At 40.2% G+C, this 16637-nt stretch carries 16 protein-coding genes; 6 read left to right on the top strand and 10 right to left on the bottom strand.

Translation table 11 applies throughout. The annotated features are described in order from the left end of the window. Positions 1-8: 8 nt before the first annotated feature. Positions 9-158: a 50S ribosomal protein L33 gene (gene rpmG / locus ACXM1Q_RS02220; protein ID WP_002262412.1), complete on the top strand. Its 150-nt coding sequence runs from the start codon at positions 9-11 to the stop codon at positions 156-158. 334 nt (positions 159-492) lie between these two features. On the opposite strand, the gene ACXM1Q_RS02225 is transcribed toward rpmG, so the two are convergent. After that, positions 493-600, bottom strand: coding sequence for a putative holin-like toxin (locus tag ACXM1Q_RS02225; RefSeq protein ID WP_458515749.1), 108 nt, complete (start codon positions 598-600; stop codon positions 493-495). Positions 601-998: 398 nt separating this feature from the next. Between ACXM1Q_RS02225 and ACXM1Q_RS02230 the strand changes: the two genes are divergently transcribed. Both ACXM1Q_RS02230 and ACXM1Q_RS02235 read left to right on the top strand, forming a co-directional pair. Continuing rightward, positions 999-1535: a hypothetical protein gene (locus ACXM1Q_RS02230; RefSeq protein WP_458515751.1), complete on the top strand. Its 537-nt coding sequence runs from the start codon at positions 999-1001 to the stop codon at positions 1533-1535. A gap of 335 nt (positions 1536-1870) precedes the next feature. Continuing rightward, the gene (locus ACXM1Q_RS02235) at positions 1871-2539 is read left to right on the top strand and encodes an MIP/aquaporin family protein (protein WP_458515753.1); all 669 of its coding nucleotides are present in this window, start codon (positions 1871-1873) and stop codon (positions 2537-2539) included. Positions 2540-2630: 91 nt separating this feature from the next. On the opposite strand, the gene ACXM1Q_RS02240 is transcribed toward ACXM1Q_RS02235, so the two are convergent. After that, positions 2631-3476, bottom strand: a complete 846-nt coding sequence (locus ACXM1Q_RS02240; RefSeq protein WP_458515755.1) for a patatin-like phospholipase family protein — start codon at positions 3474-3476, stop codon at positions 2631-2633. 466 nt (positions 3477-3942) lie between these two features. On the opposite strand from ACXM1Q_RS02240, the gene ACXM1Q_RS02245 reads away from it, so the two are divergent. Continuing rightward, entirely contained in the window at positions 3943-5229 is a 1287-nt protein-coding gene (locus tag ACXM1Q_RS02245; RefSeq protein WP_458515758.1) for a DUF262 domain-containing protein, read from the top strand. Beyond that, a complete protein-coding gene (locus ACXM1Q_RS02250) occupies positions 5229-7073 on the top strand; it encodes a GmrSD restriction endonuclease domain-containing protein (protein WP_458515760.1) in 1845 nt (614 codons plus the stop codon). Before ACXM1Q_RS02245 ends, ACXM1Q_RS02250 begins: the two co-directional genes overlap by 1 nt. Positions 7074-7210: 137 nt before the next feature. Here the strand turns inward: ACXM1Q_RS02250 and ACXM1Q_RS02255 are convergent, their stop codons facing one another. The 8 genes from ACXM1Q_RS02255 to ACXM1Q_RS02290 form a co-directional block, all read right to left on the bottom strand. Beyond that, positions 7211-7333: a hypothetical protein gene (locus ACXM1Q_RS02255; protein WP_458515762.1), complete on the bottom strand. Its 123-nt coding sequence runs from the start codon at positions 7331-7333 to the stop codon at positions 7211-7213. A 53-nt stretch (positions 7334-7386) separates the two neighbouring features. Then, on the bottom strand, positions 7387-8352 hold the full coding sequence (locus tag ACXM1Q_RS02260) for a helix-turn-helix transcriptional regulator (RefSeq protein WP_458515764.1): 966 nt from the start codon (positions 8350-8352) through the stop codon (positions 7387-7389). Between the two features lie 456 nt (positions 8353-8808). After that, positions 8809-10215, bottom strand: a complete 1407-nt coding sequence (gene lacG, locus ACXM1Q_RS02265) for a 6-phospho-beta-galactosidase (RefSeq protein WP_458515766.1) — start codon at positions 10213-10215, stop codon at positions 8809-8811. Between the two features lie 12 nt (positions 10216-10227). Continuing rightward, the gene (locus ACXM1Q_RS02270) at positions 10228-11868 is read right to left on the bottom strand and encodes a lactose-specific PTS transporter subunit EIIC (RefSeq protein ID WP_458515768.1); all 1641 of its coding nucleotides are present in this window, start codon (positions 11866-11868) and stop codon (positions 10228-10230) included. Between the two features lie 3 nt (positions 11869-11871). After that, positions 11872-12183, bottom strand: coding sequence for a PTS lactose/cellobiose transporter subunit IIA (locus tag ACXM1Q_RS02275; RefSeq protein ID WP_458515770.1), 312 nt, complete (start codon positions 12181-12183; stop codon positions 11872-11874). A 16-nt stretch (positions 12184-12199) separates the two neighbouring features. Continuing rightward, positions 12200-13033: a PRD domain-containing protein gene (locus ACXM1Q_RS02280; RefSeq protein WP_458515772.1), complete on the bottom strand. Its 834-nt coding sequence runs from the start codon at positions 13031-13033 to the stop codon at positions 12200-12202. A gap of 501 nt (positions 13034-13534) precedes the next feature. Then, complete coding sequence (lacD, locus tag ACXM1Q_RS02285) at positions 13535-14479, bottom strand: tagatose-bisphosphate aldolase (protein ID WP_458515774.1); 945 nt, start codon at positions 14477-14479, stop codon at positions 13535-13537. Position 14480: 1 nt separating this feature from the next. Continuing rightward, positions 14481-15413, bottom strand: a complete 933-nt coding sequence (locus tag ACXM1Q_RS02290; RefSeq protein WP_458515776.1) for a tagatose-6-phosphate kinase — start codon at positions 15411-15413, stop codon at positions 14481-14483. 371 nt (positions 15414-15784) lie between these two features. On the opposite strand from ACXM1Q_RS02290, the gene ACXM1Q_RS02295 reads away from it, so the two are divergent. Next, entirely contained in the window at positions 15785-16570 is a 786-nt protein-coding gene (locus tag ACXM1Q_RS02295) for an excalibur calcium-binding domain-containing protein (protein WP_458515778.1), read from the top strand. The last annotated feature ends 67 nt before the right edge of the window (positions 16571-16637 follow it).

Here is a 16637-nt window from a genome sequence, read left to right on the forward strand (position 1 = left end):
GAGCACTCATGCGCGTAAATATCACACTTGAACACAAAGAATCTGGTGAACGCTTGTACCTTACTTCTAAAAACAAACGCAACACACCAGACCGTCTTCAATTGAAAAAATACTCACCAAAATTGCGTAAACACGTAATCTTTACTGAGGTGAAATAGGGTATCAATACATATCAATAGGTGCTAGAAAGCCTTATAAATCAAGCTTTCTGAAAATATGAATTTCACTACTTTGCATTGAAATTCAGTTTTATGGTATCCTTTTTCGAAATTCACTTGAAAGACAAGTCACAGATGAGAATAAAAATCCTAGTTTCTACACTAGGATTTTTTGTTAGTACCTACAAATAAAACTTGCACTACAGCCTAAGAATGGGTATAATAGAAATGAAAAAGGATAGTTGCGTCAACAACTACCCTTAGTAGAACCGTTTAAGACGGTGACCTTATAAGTTGAGAATAACTCGTCCTACCTAGTCAAAGTGGGGACGGGTTATTTCTTTTTGTCGTTATTTTTGAAGATTGTATAACATAAACCAATCAAAGCAATGGTAAAGGTACCAAAGCCAAGAAGAGTTTGAACAATCTCAAACGCTGTCAAAAGAAAGGCTCCTCCTTTCCGTCAGATTTTGATGAGTTGCCCAGTAGGGAGAGTCTATCCCCAGACTCTCCCTACACCTCTCTTCGGTTTCCAAAGCCACCGTCTCTACTTTTCTACTCTACCATTATACACAGGACAGTACCCTCCTGGCTATAATAAACTGGGGGGTATCAACTAAAATAAAGACGATTGAAAAAAGCTCTAGCAAATCCAATACTAATCAAAAAATCAATTTAATTAGTATCGGATAACAATTCTAATTGGATTTTCCTTCTTTGCAGTGCTTACTTTTCGCATGGATAATCCTACCATCAAAAAACTTTAAACTGATCCACCACCTCCTTTCATCTTTTTTTCATGTTTCTCTGCTATACTACTAAACACAAGGAGGTTGTAACATGTTTTTATTTGCCTTTCCGGGTATGGGGAAGACAACTTTGGCTAAGAAATACAACACTGTGGTGGATTTGGAGTTGTCTGATATCAAATACGACAATTCCAGCGTAAGCCATCTGACTCGTGAAGAACGGAAGTCGACCAAGCGACCTATTAAGGATAAGAATTACAAGAAAACCTATATTTCTATGGCTTATACTCTTCATGAAAAAAGAAATATTGTCCTAGTTGCTTTAAATTTACTGTTTCCTTTCCTAAAAGAGTTTTGGAGACAAGGCATATTTCCATTTCATATCTTCGTACCACACCCTTCCCTAAAATCCGAGTATCGTCAGCGTTATCTAAACCGAGGAAATAACCACCGTTTCATTTTTGAAGTCATGACTATTTGGTACCCAACGCTCGTTCCACTTTGGCTTCTATCCAAAATTTTTCCAAAATGGATTACTGTGACAGGTCCCGGAGAGACCTTGGAAAACTACGAAATTCAAAATTTCCACCAAACAGAATCTCGGAACAAAAAATTAATCTTAGAATAAGGCTAAAATCTATACGAGAGGCCAGATTATTCCTTATTCCGTTGTCTATAATGTAGCCATAGTCTGGGGATAGACTATGGTTACTCCTCACCCTCAATCTTTAAAAGTCACCGTCTCTACTTTATTCATTTCATACAGACTAGACAACCCTTGAGTGACAACTGTAAATTTAAGAATATCTTTGCCTCACAACTCTATAATAAGCAGGAATCCTAAGCATGTCTCCCCTAGCCAGATTTTCAAGAATCTCTTAAGATACAATTTTTAAGAAATTCCCAAGCGAATTTCTTGAAAATTTTTAGGAAACATTCTATGATTGAGCACGGAGGTTTAATATGTCTAAAAAATTCTTTGCCGAGTTAATCGGTACTTTTATGTTAGTCTTTATTGGAACTGGTGCTGTTGTCTTTGGAAATGGTCTTGAAGGAATCGGCCATCTGGGGATTGCCCTTGCTTTTGGTCTTTCCATCGTCGCTGCAGCCTATAGTATTGGAACGATTTCAGGTGCACACCTAAATCCAGCTGTATCTTTGGCTATGTTCGTCAATAAACGTATGAACGCTCAAGACTTCTTGACTTATGTTCTTGCTCAAGTTGTTGGAGCCCTTCTTGCTTCCGCTACTTTGAACTTCTTCCTTGCAAGTTCTGGTCAAGCTGTCACTAGCTTGGGAGAAAATGGGTTTACAACCGTTTCTGCAATGGGAGCCTTCCTCTTTGAGGTTATCGCTACTTTCCTTTTTGTACTTGTAATTGTTACCGTAACCTCTGCAAGCAAAGGAAACGGCAAAATTGCTGGTCTTGTCATTGGTTTGACCTTAACTACACTGATCCTACTTGGTCTAAACGTTACTGGTCTTTCAGTAAACCCAGCTCGTAGCCTTGCCCCTGCCCTCTTGCTAGGTGGGACAGCTCTTAGCCAAGTTTGGGTCTTCATTTTGGCACCACTTGTTGGTGGTTTCCTAGCTGCCTTAGTTGGTCAAAACTTGCTTGAGACTGAGAAATAAGACGATTCGCATCTTTCTTCTTTTGAAAAATCAAGAGAAGAAGGTGCTTTTTTCATTTATAAAAACGGACGGCTTTCATGCCCGTCCGTTTTTATACTGTGGCTAAATACTGTTTCAACTCCATTAGTTGCTTCTGACTATCTTGAAAACCAAGGGTGTAAACAGCTTCGAGCTTCTCTGGGTCTCTCTCTAAACGCCGCACAGCCAAAGACTGTTCTGGGCGAATCACATAGATCTCGCCAGCTTCCTCCATGCGAATAATCTTTTCCACCGTATCATTGTAATGCTGGTAGCGTTTGGAAGCTACTTCCACAAACTTCGGATACTCCTTATAAAAGAGACGGTAAAGCCGCCCACTTGAGGCTTTTTTCCGATAATTCAAAGGCTGGGTCAAAATAACAATAAGTTTATCAAAGCCCAAGCTTTTAGCAAAATCCACCGGAATTGAATCTGTCAGTCCTCCATCCAAGTACTTCTTCCCATCAATTTCAACAATTTGTGAAATCAAAGGCAAGGCTGAGCTAGCTCGGAGATACTCCATTTGATCAAACACATGATCAATTTTAGGATATTCTGCCTGGCCGGTTTCCAGATTGGTCACCGTCACATAAAAAGGCACATCCGATTGCGCAAAAGCTTCCTGATCAAAAATATCTAGCTCCATCGGAATTTTATAATAGGCCATCTCCCGATTAACCATATTTCCCGTTTTCAACCAGGACAACAGACTAATGTAATTTTTATCTCTGATAAAGCGTTTATTATAGCGAAGCGCCCTTCCCCTTTGACCCGAAAGAAAATTCACCCCAAAAAGAGCGCCGGCAGAGACACTAACCAAACCATCTACCTTAATTCCGGCATCCAAGAAGGCATCTAACACGCCAGCCGTGTAAAGCCCGCGCATCCCACCGCCTTCCAGAACTAGACCAACCTTCATAAAAGCCTCCTTATTTCTGTTTTTATTAGGGTTTTTATTAGTGTAACAGAAAGGAGGTGAAAATTCCAAAAAGTAGTGGACAGTTGACGTCCACCACTTTTTGTATAGTAATAGAAAAAAGGAGATATATAAGATGAAAATAATAGGTATGAGACACATCCCTAGAGAGCAGTTTGAAGCTCAAGGAACCTTAGCAAACGTTCTAAGGATATATAAAAAAAGATGGTTTTTCAGTCACCCAACACGGAAAAGGAAATGGGAAATCGCTCATTTATAAAAAACACAACTACTTTTAGATGTGGAAGATGACGGAGAAATAATTTCCATTGATATTACACAGGAAGTGAGAAATATATATGATAGGCAAAATATCACCAAAAGACTCGTACAGCAACTACAGGAGGATATCGAGAGCGGAAAACTTAGCTTAGAGGACTTTTAACTTTTTAGAATAAGGAAAACTATAATGAATTTTACTGCAATGACCATAGCTCAGATACTCGGAAACAGTCAACTCCATATCCCAAACTACCAACGTCCATATAAGTGGACACGTAAACAAATTAGAAATCTCTTTTATGACATAAAAGAACTAATTGAAGATCCTACACGTGTTTCTGGACCTTATCACCTTGGTTCTCTTATCCTTCATCAGCATCAAGGGAAACTGGAGATTGTTGATGGACAACAACGACTAATTTCCATCTCATTGCTCCTACATACACAAAAATTATTAAATCTATATCCAGGCGCACAAAATATTTTAAAGCAAGAACACATTTCCACTTCCCTCATTCATGCCAAGGAGAACCATGAAGAATGGGTGCAGTTATTATCGGAAATTGATTCAATCACTCATAACCAGATTATTGATTATCTAATTAATTCTTGTTACCTTTCCGTCATTGAGCTGCCAGATGACCATTTGTCAGAAGCATTTCAACTTTTTGATTCTCAAAACAATAGAGGGAAACCTCTGGAGCCCCACGATCTCCTTAAGGCCTACCATCTACGAAGTATCCCTAGTGAGAGACAAACAGAAGCCCTAATTAGCAAATGGGAAGAATTAGTGAACGACACCTCTTTAAACCTTAAAGATCTTTTCGATAAACATCTATTCAGATTAAGACATTGGGTTAACGGAGAAACTGGATTTAATTCAAAAAAGCGCCAAACACAGCTCCGTTTCACTGAAGACTCTTTAAATGACTTCAAAGGAGTTTCTCTCAAAGAGCAACATTCCTATCCATATCTAACGATCTATAAATTACTAGCCGAACAAAACTTGGACTTCCCTCAATCTCTAATCATGCCAATCATTAATGGGGAACAATTTTTCAAATATATTGAAGCTTCACATCAACACTTTATTCATCTGGAAAAACTTATTTCCGAAAAAGTTTCAAACGATAGCCTGCTCCTTATCCGTCAAAATAACGGAAAATTTCAACGAAATAAAAATCTATTATTTAACATTATAGCCATATTTATCGATCGGTTTGGCCCTACCGAATTGACAACTGAAATCATTGATACGTTCACTATTTGGGCCTTCTATCCCAGAACTGCAAAAAGAGTCCTAGATTCTACAATTGCCAAATACGCAGCTGGTGGGTCTTTCCAACAAAAAAACGTCCAAAAAGTTTTTCAGTTGATTCAACAATCACAAACACCTAATGATTTTTTACAGAAATTAAATCGTGAGCAATTTGAAAATCACACACTTCAAACTCTTCTAAAGGAAATTTTATAATGCAAAACAATCATCAAAAAATCACTATTCAAAATCTATATTCCCACAGCTATAATATTCCACTATACCAACGCAATTTCTCCTGGACTTATAACGAAATCGAGCAACTAATCCTCGACATTGATGATGCACGAAGAGAAAAAAAGAAAAATTATTACATTGGAACCTTGGTGATTGATTCCCAATTTAACATCATTGATGGACAACAGAGAAGCACAGCTTTAACTCTGATTGCATTAGTTCTCCAAAACGAATTTAACTATCCCTTATTAACTCAAATCCCCATTACTTTTTCTGCCAGAAAAAAATCCAACACAACACTTCAACAATTATTGAATAAACAAATGCCAAGTGAACTTGATGAAATTGGCCAAGGCTATCTCAATGCCAAAACTGCTCTCCAAAAACTTGAAGTAACATCCGACTTCGTGGAATATCTTCTATCCCATGTTATTTTATTTCAAACCACACTTCCTGAAAGTCTGGAGTTGAATCTCTATTTTGAGAGATTTAACTCCAGAGGAGAACAACTTGAAGCACATGAAATCATAAAGGCCCAAATGATGTCCAAACTAGATCAAGTAGATGCTTCAAAATTTGCAAAGATTTGGGAAGCTTGTGCAAACATGGAGTCTCCAGTGACGACTGCATTTAAAATGCGTACAAAAAGAAAAGAAGCATTCCAGGAAAGAGAAGCTATTTTTAATTGGAGCTTCGACCACTACCCACTTCATAATCCTTATAAACATATCACCTCTGAAGACTATCACAAACAATCTCTATTAACAGTTCTGAATGAACCAGAGAGCAGATTAGAGACCCCAGAGATAACCTACCATTCAAGTGAATCCTATCGTACTTTGATTCCCTTTGAAATCTTACTAATCTATGCATTAGGAATTTTTGAAAACACGGATCCTTCAGAAATACAATTGGATGACAAAAAGTTACTTAAGCTCTTTCAAATAGAAAACAAAGATGCTATCTGGGTACGTCAATTTTCAATCGTTCTTCTCCAACTACGTCATATCTTCGATCATTTCATTATTCGAAATGCAAATGAAGAAGGAAGTAATCGAAGAAAAGATGATTGGTTTTTACAAAAATCGACTTACTATGAATATCAAAAGAGAGGTAGAGGAAGTGAATACTATGTTGAAGCTCACTTCTCTAACAATACCTTTCCAAATCCTATGAATCGAAAAATTCTTCAGGTACAGGCCATGTTTGCCGTCACCTTTCCATCCAATCGTGACAGTCGATGGCTTTACGATATCATGTTTTTCCTTTACCAAGAAATTGAAAATCTAAATAAATCCGAATTTGCCTCACTGTTCCTAGAAAAATTGGAAACATTAGCGATAAACTATGCAAAAACACGCATATTCACAGACGATAGCTCAAAAAAAATTAAATCCTATGACCTAGGACTGCCAGTCTTTGCATTAAACTTCATCGACTATATACTTTGGACACAACGGGAGTTCTTGAAAGAACATTTTTTTGAATCCCATCGCTTTAGATTTACCTATCGCCGCTCTATCGAACATTGGTATCCTCAACATCCGAATGAAGATTTAAAACAGTCTACCCTACCTGACAACATTCTACATTCAATCGGAAATTTAGCATTAATAACTGACAGCCAAAATTCAAAATTCAGCAATCTCTCCCCAACTTCAAAATATCGAGAATGGGAAAATATTTTTGATCGTCAAAGTTTGAAAATGCAGTGGATGGCAAAAATCACAGAAAAAGAGGGCACATGGACTAGTAAACACATTCTCCATATGACAGAAGAGATTGAAAAGCTAATTGCAGACTTCATTGATGGTCATAACTAAGGAGCAATGCAAATAAATACTCCCAAATTTACAACAGAAAGTAAATCTTAGTCACCTATTAAATTTGGAAATAAAAGACCGATAGTTTTCATAATCGAAACTATCGGTCTTTCATTTTGTATACTATCATTCAGACACTATTTTTTCATCTCAACTCGAGCATTCGGAATTGATTGAGCAATCATTTCTGCTGCTGATCTATCATATAGACCCTGATGAAGTACATTTCCAAACTGATCTACAACAATCCATTCTTGCATATTTTTCACCTCCTTTCAATAATACAACTCTTTTCAACTCAAGGCTAAAAATTTTACCCCCCCCCCCCGATTTTCCTATATCTTTCAAGCATTCGTTTCAAAGATTCTTCCATATCATTAACTAAATATTCTGGTTGTAAAACTTTCAACGCCGCTCCTTGGCTTAATAACCAGCGTTTCAAGCCAGGTGTATACTGTGTTTTAAATTCAATTTCCACCTCCCCATCATAATTTGCAATAACTTCAGCATCTGGAAATTTGTCTAGGACAATAGTGGGATCAAAGGCAAATAAAATTCGAACATAGATAGTTGGTCCAATAAATGAATCGACACGATAATTTCGAACATCTCCATCCCTAAATTTTTTTCCATAGGGAATCGTAGGTTTTTTCTCAGATGAAGGGAGCCAAGTTGAGATTCGATCTAACTTAAGAGTAATATAGTTTTCATAGTTCAAATGAAAAGCTACTACATAAAAATAACGAGTGTCATAAAAAATCGAAACAGGTAAAACTGTCATTTCTTTCTTGACTTGATAGGGAGATTGGTAAACAATATCAAGAACTTGCTCCGATCGAATGAACTCACTCCATGCCCATATTTTATCAATTCGAGCTTGAGGATCCGTTATTGGTGCGTAATTTAATAATTCTGAGGCAATAACCTGCTTAATGGCCCTCCGTTCTTCCTTTGTTAGAAGTTGAAGAAGATTTTCTAAAACTCTCTGGTTTTCATCTTGATTAAGAGCTCGATTTTCAAGCAACACTTTAGAAATAAATAAAGCATCTTTTTTATTAAACAAGGCTCTTCCTTTGAAATGACGTGTATGATTTCCAGGGTCGTAAACCAATTCAGCTGCAATCATCGTTTGTCTGTCCAAAATCTCAGCCAACAAGGCAAAATCTCTCTGTATTGTTTTAGGACTAACCCCATATTCTTCTGCCAACTGTATTTTCGACAAGTGAGCTCCCGATTGCAATCTTAAAAAAATTAATAAGAGTCTTTCTTGATCATTCATTAAATCTCACCTTTAAACTATTAATCAGTCATTTCACCATCTGTGGATTAACTAATATATCTATAGTAATTTTACAAAAAAGGTTGGACACTATGTGTCCAACACCACATGCTATTCAAAAAAGTTTCACGCGGAACACTCTATAAGAAAAGATCTCCCACTTTCCACCATACTACTAGGGTTCATCTTGTACCCTAGTCAGCATAAAAGGCTAGTACAAATCATTTCCAATGGAAGCAATCTCAATCCCACAAAGTTCCTAACATGGATATTCGTATTCTTCAACACTATCGGGCTAATACCAAAGACATCACCCTTATAGATGACCTGCATCATGAATTTACAAAAAATCCAGAAACAAAAGCTAACTTCTTTGATAATCTCAGATTAAAGTCCAACGTTTACTCCAAAAAAGCAGAAGTTCTTCTCTCTAACCTTCGAACTTCTGCTTTTGTTTTAGTCTATCCACCTATCCTTAGATAGTTTTTGATACCAGTAGGCACTTTGTTTAGGATAGCGTTTCTGAGTTTCAAAGTCTACATAGAAAAGACCATAGCGTTTCTCATAACCATTAGACCAAGAAAAAACGTCCATTAAAGACCAGAGGAAATAGCCTTCAACTTGAGCTCCATCCTTGATAGCATCTACAAGAGCGGCTAAATGTTGGCGGATGTAGTCAATCCGATAGGCATCCTGGACAGTATTCTGCACGAATTGATCTTTGTAGCCCAAGCCATTTTCAGTGATGTAGATTTTTTTATAATTTGGATAATTCTTCGTCACGCGCATAATCTGATCATAAAGTCCCTTTGGATAGATAATCCAATCCCAATCGGTTTTAGGGATCGATGCCGGTGCCAAGCGACGACCAACTCCCTGAATCTGGTAGGAAGAGGTTCCTTTTTCGCCTGTGCCATTATGAATAATTTCTGTTTCTCCATCATAAGCCTGCATCCAATCACTCATATAGTAATTAATTCCAAGGAAATCATTTAAATCCTTAGCTGCTTCCAGAGCTTCAAAATCAGTCGGACGGAGATCCAATTGTCCACCGTGAATTTTCAGTAGTTCCTGCACTCCAGCCCAGGTCTCAGAAGAATAATGACCTAGATAAGTCGCATCCAAAATAAATTGATTATGAATAATGTCTTCCAGTTCGGCGGCTCGGATGTCGGCGGGGCTACTTGGATCATAGGGGTATTTAGTAGGCAGAGCATGAACCACACCAATCTGTCCTGCATAACCTGCCTGCTTATAAAGTAGGACTGCTCTAGCGTGAGCAACCATCATATTATGGTGAGATTGGAACACCTTCGCGAGGTCATACTGGATACCTGGTGGAAATTTTCCATTCAAATATTGCCCATCCCCAATCGGTCCAATTTCATTAAAAGTAGTCCAATAAGTGACTTCTGAAAATTCTTGAAAGCAAAAATCTGCATAATTTACAAAATGATCAATGGTTTCTCGATTCAAGAAATCACCCGCACTATGTAAAACTTCTGGAGTATCGAAATGATGCAATGTTACAAAAGGCTCCACTCCATGCCGACGACATTCCTTAAACAAACGATGATAAAATTCTACACCTTTCGCATTCAACTCTCCATAGCCCTGAGGAAAAATACGTGACCACGCAATCGAAATCCGAATGGCCTGAATTCCAAATTCCTTACACAAAGCCAAGTCAACAGGGTATTTGTGATAAAAATCAGAAGCTGGATCCGCTTTAAACCAATAATTGTCCGCTAAAAATTGGTCCCAAGCTACTGCTCCCTTACCATCCACACACGTCGCTCCCTCAGCTTGGTAAGCTGCTGTCGCTCCTCCCAAGATAAAACCGGGTGGCAACTGTCTCCTCATAAAACACCTCCCTTACTGCAACTGCTTCCGGACAAAGTCCAAAGCTCCTTGTCCATCTCTAGTCAACTTAATATACTCCGCTCCTTCGGTCTTAGCCAAGCGGATTCCTAATGCATCAGTTTCCTGCCTGATATCCTCGTAATTCGAAGCGACCTGCGGTGCTAATATCACCAAATCATACTCCGGTAAAATATCCCGGTGAGCCCCATAGCTGCCCGCTGCTGCTGCTACAGGCACTCCATATTCTTGAGCTGCCTTGGTGAGCGCATTGGCCAAAAGACCGCTGGTTCCACCCCCCGCACAAAGAACCAAAACATTGGTTTCCTCGGTCACTTCTACTTGAATTGATTTTTCTTCCTTTTGGTTCAAAACGGACTCTGGCTGACCCGCTGCCTCCTCTGCTAAAATCTGTTGGTCATAGACCTTAAGGAAAGGATAGTAAAGAGCTGTGTCCACTACGACCAAAAGAAGCGCCAGCAAAAAGGCTAGAGGAGCAAAGTTCGTTCCCATAATAATTCCCAGTGGACCAGGTGTTGTCCAAGGCAGGTTAACACTGAAGGAATTCATTTTGAGACTGTCCACAAAAAATTTAAAGATCCAGACATTCACAATTGGAGCCAAAACAAAGGGAAGGAAAAAAACAGGATTGAGCACGATTGGAGCACCAAATAAAATCGGTTCATTAACCCCAAAGAAGGTTGGGATTACCGACGCACGACCGATAGCCCGATTCCGCTTAGACTTGGTAAGCCACATAAACATGAATGGAACTACCAAGGTCGCCCCAGTACCGCCCATGGTTACAATAAACATCTGAGTTCCTGAAGTCAAAACCTTGTCCGCATGTTGACCAGCCTGCAGAAGTTGAAAGTTAGCTTCTACATTGGCATATGTAATAGCTGCAATGGCGGGTTCTACAATGGAAGGACCATGAATCCCGACAAACCAAAACAGGGCATAAGCTCCAAAGATTAAGGTAATCCCTAGATAACCATCTGCTGCTGTAAATAACGGTTCAAAAGCTTTCAAAATCGCAGCGGCTACACTGGTTCCAACCATCTGACGACTCATAAGATCTAAACCATAGAGGACAAAAATAGAAGCCGCATAAGGGAAAATATCCTTAAAAGCTTGGGAAACATTCGGAGGAACTTCTTGTGGCATAGGGATGGTTACATGATGTTTCACACAGACTCGGTAAAGATTGACGGTTATAAAAGCGGCTAAAAATGCCGTCAACAAGCCCTTCGTCCCCATATAACCATTGGCGAAACCTCCATCCAAACTATCTGCCGCTAAAAGCAAGAAGCCAGAAATCGAAGCCATCATGGTTGATAGAAAATTAATTTGATTCGTTTTCGGCAAATCCCGGTTAAAAGCATCCGTCAAAGATTTTGCTGTCGTTCCAGCAACCAGCATCGCCACAATTCCCATCGTATAGCCATAGGGTTTCATAATGGCTGCCACCATCTCCTCAGACCAAGTAAATCCAAAGATATTCGGAACAAAAGCGACTAATAAAAAAATACTGGAGAAAAGAATAACTGGCATGGCAGCAATAAAACCATCCCGAATAGCTCTCAAATAAGGATTCCGAGAAACCTTCTCAAAGAAAGGCTTTCCTTTTTCAATCCACGCAATCAAGTGATTCATACCTTACCCCCTCTTATACAACGCAATCAGATGTTTCATCAAATCCTTCAATAACAAAGTTGTCATCAGATGATCCTGTCCATGCATCAAGGTCACACTATAAGCCAAGCTCTCCCCCGCGGCCTCTTTTTGCAAAAGGCTGGTTTGAGCTTGATGGGCTTGCACAATGCACTCACTAGCTTCTTCCACTAATGTCTCCGCCCGCTCATAGTCGCCACTTTGCGCCGCATTCAAAGCCTCTAAAAGACGAGAACGTGCATCTCCCGCATAAGCTACAATTTCAAATCCTAACAAAGTACTTTCTTCACGATTCATCACTCAACCTCCTCTTTTACAATAATCGTTGAATATGTAAAACCAAGTAAAACCGTTCCGTATTCGGAATTGTTTGCCCCATCACCTCTTGAATCAAGGCGAAAATCTGGCTCCCGATTTCATAAGCCTTGGGATTGCTCTGGCGAAGAGATTTATCTAATTCCTCTAAAGCCAAATGCCCTTCCTCCTCCCTCCCTAGATTACTAAGGAAATATGAAAGATGAAGCATAAAACGGTCATAAAAATTGCCATTGCGACTTTGCCTACGAATCCCATATTCTTGCAAAACCTTTTCTACCTTTTCCATAAGAAGCTTACTTAATTCCTGCTCCTGTTGACGATCCGGCAGGGTTTCACCCTTGGCATTTATGAGATGAAGGGCAATCCTCCCTACTTCGTCCTGGGGAAAATCCTCCGACAGCTTTTGGCGAAAAAGCAATAGGGCTTCCTCAGCCATTTGGTATTCAACAGGGTATTGATTGGACATATCCGGTAGGCGACTTTCTTGGTAAGCTCCCTTTAAAATTGCTTGATAAGAACAACGCATATGGTCTGTAAGGGTCACATACAAATATTCCTGAACCGGATAGTCGTAATGTTCCACCAAGTAGTTGATGACCGAATAGCTAACGGTAATAAAATCCAAAGGGATATCCCGAAGCAGGGTTAGGAAATTTTCCTTAGCTTCTTCATTGTGAAGAGAAAAAACTGTCTCTACCTTTTCAGAACCTAGAAGATCTCCTTTTCTTTTTTGAAAGGCAATCCCCAATCCCATGACAACAGCCTGCTCTCCCCTTTCATTTTTAACCAAAGCCGCATTATTATTCAGACTCTGTAGGATGCGATACATAATTCCTCCTTTCTAATTTCAGAAAAAGAAAAAGACTACAAACAAACCGAGAACCCCTGTCCTCTGATTCATCTGTAGTCTTGCCTAATCGAATTAGTTACAATCCACCCTATTCATACTATTAAGTTCGTTATAGCATATTACTCAGGATTATGTAAACCCTTTCTTTTTTATATCCATCACATTTCAAGATGTAACTTTGTTAAACCTCTTCGAAAAACGGAAGAATTGCGTACATAACAGACTGTATCGACCCTATTCAGTAAATCCTCCATACCTGTTAGGAGGGAGAAAAAACTCTTCCAAACAATCTTGTTCGTTCCACATTCCTATTTCAAACTATAAGCTAAAACCATCTCTTCCCAGACCCTCACAGTTGATTCAGGCAGATTAGGGGAAATTACCAACAATGGTCATTTGCTTCGCAAACTCTATCCTCTGCACTGCTTCTTCATGATTGGTTTGAAATGTTGCGGACATCTGATTTTACGTTAGCTTAACCTACACTGGTGTAGCTGTTTCAGCTAATACACGATTCAGACTTTCCAGATTCTCCCGGCCAACTGTCTGTAACCAAGTACGCGCAGCCTCTTCTCCTTCTTGCACATAGACAGGAACCACTCCAGCCCAGGTAGCTCGACCACATAGAACACCATTAAAATGGGCACCTGCTTCTGCTGCGAACACCAGAGTGTCCTGGAAAAGTTTGGCAGATACACCTGCACTGAGGTAAATATACGGTAAGTCCGTTGCGGCGTCTTGCTCACGGAAATATGCAGCTGCTTCTTCCCGACTATAGGCTACTTCCCCTGTCGCAAAGCCCTCCACAAAATTCATATTGACCGGTACCTCTACCTTGAGCACAGCTACACCAAATCGTGAATCTGAGAACACCTCCATCGCCTGATTCACCTTATGCGGCTTAAGCCGAGCATACTCCAGACTCGTGGTATCTGCCAACTGCTCATCATAAGACACAATCTCCAAGAAGAAGGGAAGCCCCTCAGCTCGACATTCTGAACCCAAACGTTCCACATAGGCCTGTTTCTGTTGATTCACCTGTGGATCCCCATCCACATCATAATAAAGCAAGAATTTCACAGCATCCGCTCCCGCTTCCTTGAGCCGCAAAACAGACCAATCTTCTAAGCAATCCGGCAAGCGACTCGTAGAAGTCGCATCATAGCCCGTTTTTTCATAAGCCAACAAAAGACCCGCAGACTCCACCCGTACCTGAGCTGCTGGCAAACCAAATTCCGGATCCAGTAGAATGGACGACGCATAAGGTGTCAACTCCTCAGACACTAAACGCTTCAACGTTTCCATTTGCTGTGCAGTCGGCTCCACCTCCTGGTGTTGAGCCAGCATCTTCTTTAAAGCTCCCCGTTGGTCAAAAGCCAAGGCTGAAATCAAACCAGCCTCAGTGGTCAATTTTTTCAATCCCATCTCACACCTCTTCCACTTCAATCTGCTCGAGCAAATCTGCAGCCTTGTCCAAATTCACAAAGCCTGTCGCTTCCTCTTGTGCATTCAACATTCCCAAGAGATTCCCACGCTTCAGCATTTCTCCATCCTCTAAACCATGTAACAGACCAGAAGCTAGACCTGCCACCGTCGCATCCCCTGACCCAACAGGATTCACAACAGAAATCTTCGGAATTTTCACCCGATAATAACGATCTCCATGTTTGGCAAAAGCGCCTGCGGCGCCAAGAGAAACTACAATCCAGTCAATCCCAGAAAAACGATCCCCAGCTAAAATAGCTTTCAAATCATCAAGGTCCGAATGAACCTCACGCCCCACCAACTGCGTCAACTCATCCAAATTGGGTTTAATGAGACTAGGGCGGTAAGAACTATCCAAAACAGCCTCCAAAGAAGCTCCCGATGTATCCAAAATCACACCAACCCCTGCCTCTTGACATAGCTGAATGAGAGATACATAGTAGTCCACTGGCAAACCTTTCGGCAAACTACCCGAAAAAACCACCCAATCCGCCTGATCTAGGAGTCCCTTAAAATGCTCTTTAAAAGCCCGGGATTCCTCCGCCAAAATTTCAGGCCCCTGCTCCAAAATCTCTGTCTGCTGACCTTGGTGCAAAATTGCTACACAATTACGTGTTTCCCCTGCAATCTCTTGAAAAGAATGAGCAACCCCTTGTCGGTCTAATTCTTGAGCTAAGACCTGTCCCAAGCCTCCTCCAAGAAAACCCGTCGAAAGCACTGGATCACCGAACTGCTTCAAAACACGAGTCACATTTAAGCCCTTACCACCCGCTGTCTTTCGAACATCCTGTACCCGATTGACAGCATCCACATGTAAAGTATCTAACTGGTAAGCCACATCTATCGATGGGTTGAGTGTCACTGTAATAATCATCCTTCTCTCCTCATCCTTCTAAAACCCATAAGCCTCTCCTCCAAGAAACCTATTATGATTCGCCTACTATCCAGTTCCCTCCTTTTTGTTTACATTCTACACCTAAAAACAACATAAATCAACATATTTTGTTTGATTTATCGTTTAAAAACCAAACATGCAATCATACGGATCAAATTTTTGAGAGAATCAGCCCACTCATCGCATATCTGACGCAACCGATTACACTCGAAATACCATTCGCGAAAACGTGTTAAAAAAACCACTTTTTGTTAAGTCTCTTCCCATAATCCCATTGGCAGACTTTCATTTTTTTGCTAAAATGAAATCAAATTGTAAACGCATTCATTTTATATAAAGGAGCCATATTCATGAAAACTATTCTAACTCTCATCTTTCTCATATCCGCCGTGGGTATCTGGTATTTCAGCAAACGTGAACCCAATAAACTATTTCGTAGAGTAACTATTGGTACCACTATTTGGTCCGCCCTCTTAATTGGCTACACCAATCCTAAGCCAGAAACCACTACTAGCCAAGCAACGATCAGTAGCTCTAGCACAACTTCCACTTCTAGCACTAAAACAAGCACTAACAAAGAAAAACAACCAACAGAGGCAGAAAAACTAGTCAATCATTTAGAACAAGAGCAAACCCATGAAAACCTTCAAGCTGCTCAACAAGCAGTAGATAAACTCGACAATACAACGACAAAATCTACTCTCCAAAAACGAATTGATACCGTTGCTAACCAAATCCAGAAAAAAGAAATATCAGAAAAACAAAAAGCAGAAGAAGCACAGAAAAAAGCAAAAGAAAAACAACAAGCAGAACAAGCTGCCAAAGAAGCCGCGGAAAAGGAAGCACAACTAGCTGCTCAACAAGAAGCGGAGAGACAAGCACAACTGGCCGCTCAACAAGAAGCGGAAAGACAAGCACAACTGGCCGCTCAACAAGAAGCAGAAAGACAAGCACAACTGGCCGCTCAACAAGAAGCAGAAAGACAAGCACAACTGGCTGCTCAACAAGAAACTGCCAGCAGCTACTACCCTAACTGTAGCGCTGCTAGAGCAGCCGGAGCAGCACCTGTCTATAGCGGTCAACCCGGTTACGGAAGACATTTAGACCGTGATGGTGATGGAATCGGATGTGAATAACAGCACATACCTCAATACTTTATCTATCATCATTCAACTCACACCTGAGGTATTAGGTATAAAATCT

Source organism: Streptococcus sp. 10F2 (assembly GCF_054331515.2).

What these genes read in the sequence shown, in the direction of transcription:
- ACXM1Q_RS02275 (WP_458515770.1), bottom strand. Translation starts at nt 12,183, where the DNA reads ATGAATCGTGAAGAAAGTACTTTGTTAGGATTTGAAATTGTAGCTTAT.
- ACXM1Q_RS02270 (WP_458515768.1), bottom strand. Translation starts at nt 11,868, where the DNA reads ATGAATCACTTGATTGCGTGGATTGAAAAAGGAAAGCCTTTCTTTGAG.
- ACXM1Q_RS02260 (WP_458515764.1), bottom strand. Translation starts at nt 8,352, where the DNA reads ATGAATGATCAAGAAAGACTCTTATTAATTTTTTTAAGATTGCAATCG.
- ACXM1Q_RS02245 (WP_458515758.1), top strand. Translation starts at nt 3,943, where the DNA reads ATGAATTTTACTGCAATGACCATAGCTCAGATACTCGGAAACAGTCAA.
- ACXM1Q_RS02230 (WP_458515751.1), top strand. Translation starts at nt 999, where the DNA reads ATGTTTTTATTTGCCTTTCCGGGTATGGGGAAGACAACTTTGGCTAAG.
- lacD (WP_458515774.1), bottom strand. Translation starts at nt 14,479, where the DNA reads ATGGGATTGAAAAAATTGACCACTGAGGCTGGTTTGATTTCAGCCTTG.
- lacG (WP_458515766.1), bottom strand. Translation starts at nt 10,215, where the DNA reads ATGAGGAGACAGTTGCCACCCGGTTTTATCTTGGGAGGAGCGACAGCA.
- rpmG (WP_002262412.1), top strand. Translation starts at nt 9, where the DNA reads ATGCGCGTAAATATCACACTTGAACACAAAGAATCTGGTGAACGCTTG.
- ACXM1Q_RS02235 (WP_458515753.1), top strand. Translation starts at nt 1,871, where the DNA reads ATGTCTAAAAAATTCTTTGCCGAGTTAATCGGTACTTTTATGTTAGTC.
- ACXM1Q_RS02240 (WP_458515755.1), bottom strand. Translation starts at nt 3,476, where the DNA reads ATGAAGGTTGGTCTAGTTCTGGAAGGCGGTGGGATGCGCGGGCTTTAC.
- ACXM1Q_RS02255 (WP_458515762.1), bottom strand. Translation starts at nt 7,333, where the DNA reads ATGCAAGAATGGATTGTTGTAGATCAGTTTGGAAATGTACTTCATCAG.
- ACXM1Q_RS02295 (WP_458515778.1), top strand. Translation starts at nt 15,785, where the DNA reads ATGAAAACTATTCTAACTCTCATCTTTCTCATATCCGCCGTGGGTATC.
- ACXM1Q_RS02250 (WP_458515760.1), top strand. Translation starts at nt 5,229, where the DNA reads ATGCAAAACAATCATCAAAAAATCACTATTCAAAATCTATATTCCCAC.
- ACXM1Q_RS02290 (WP_458515776.1), bottom strand. Translation starts at nt 15,413, where the DNA reads ATGATTATTACAGTGACACTCAACCCATCGATAGATGTGGCTTACCAG.
- ACXM1Q_RS02280 (WP_458515772.1), bottom strand. Translation starts at nt 13,033, where the DNA reads ATGTATCGCATCCTACAGAGTCTGAATAATAATGCGGCTTTGGTTAAA.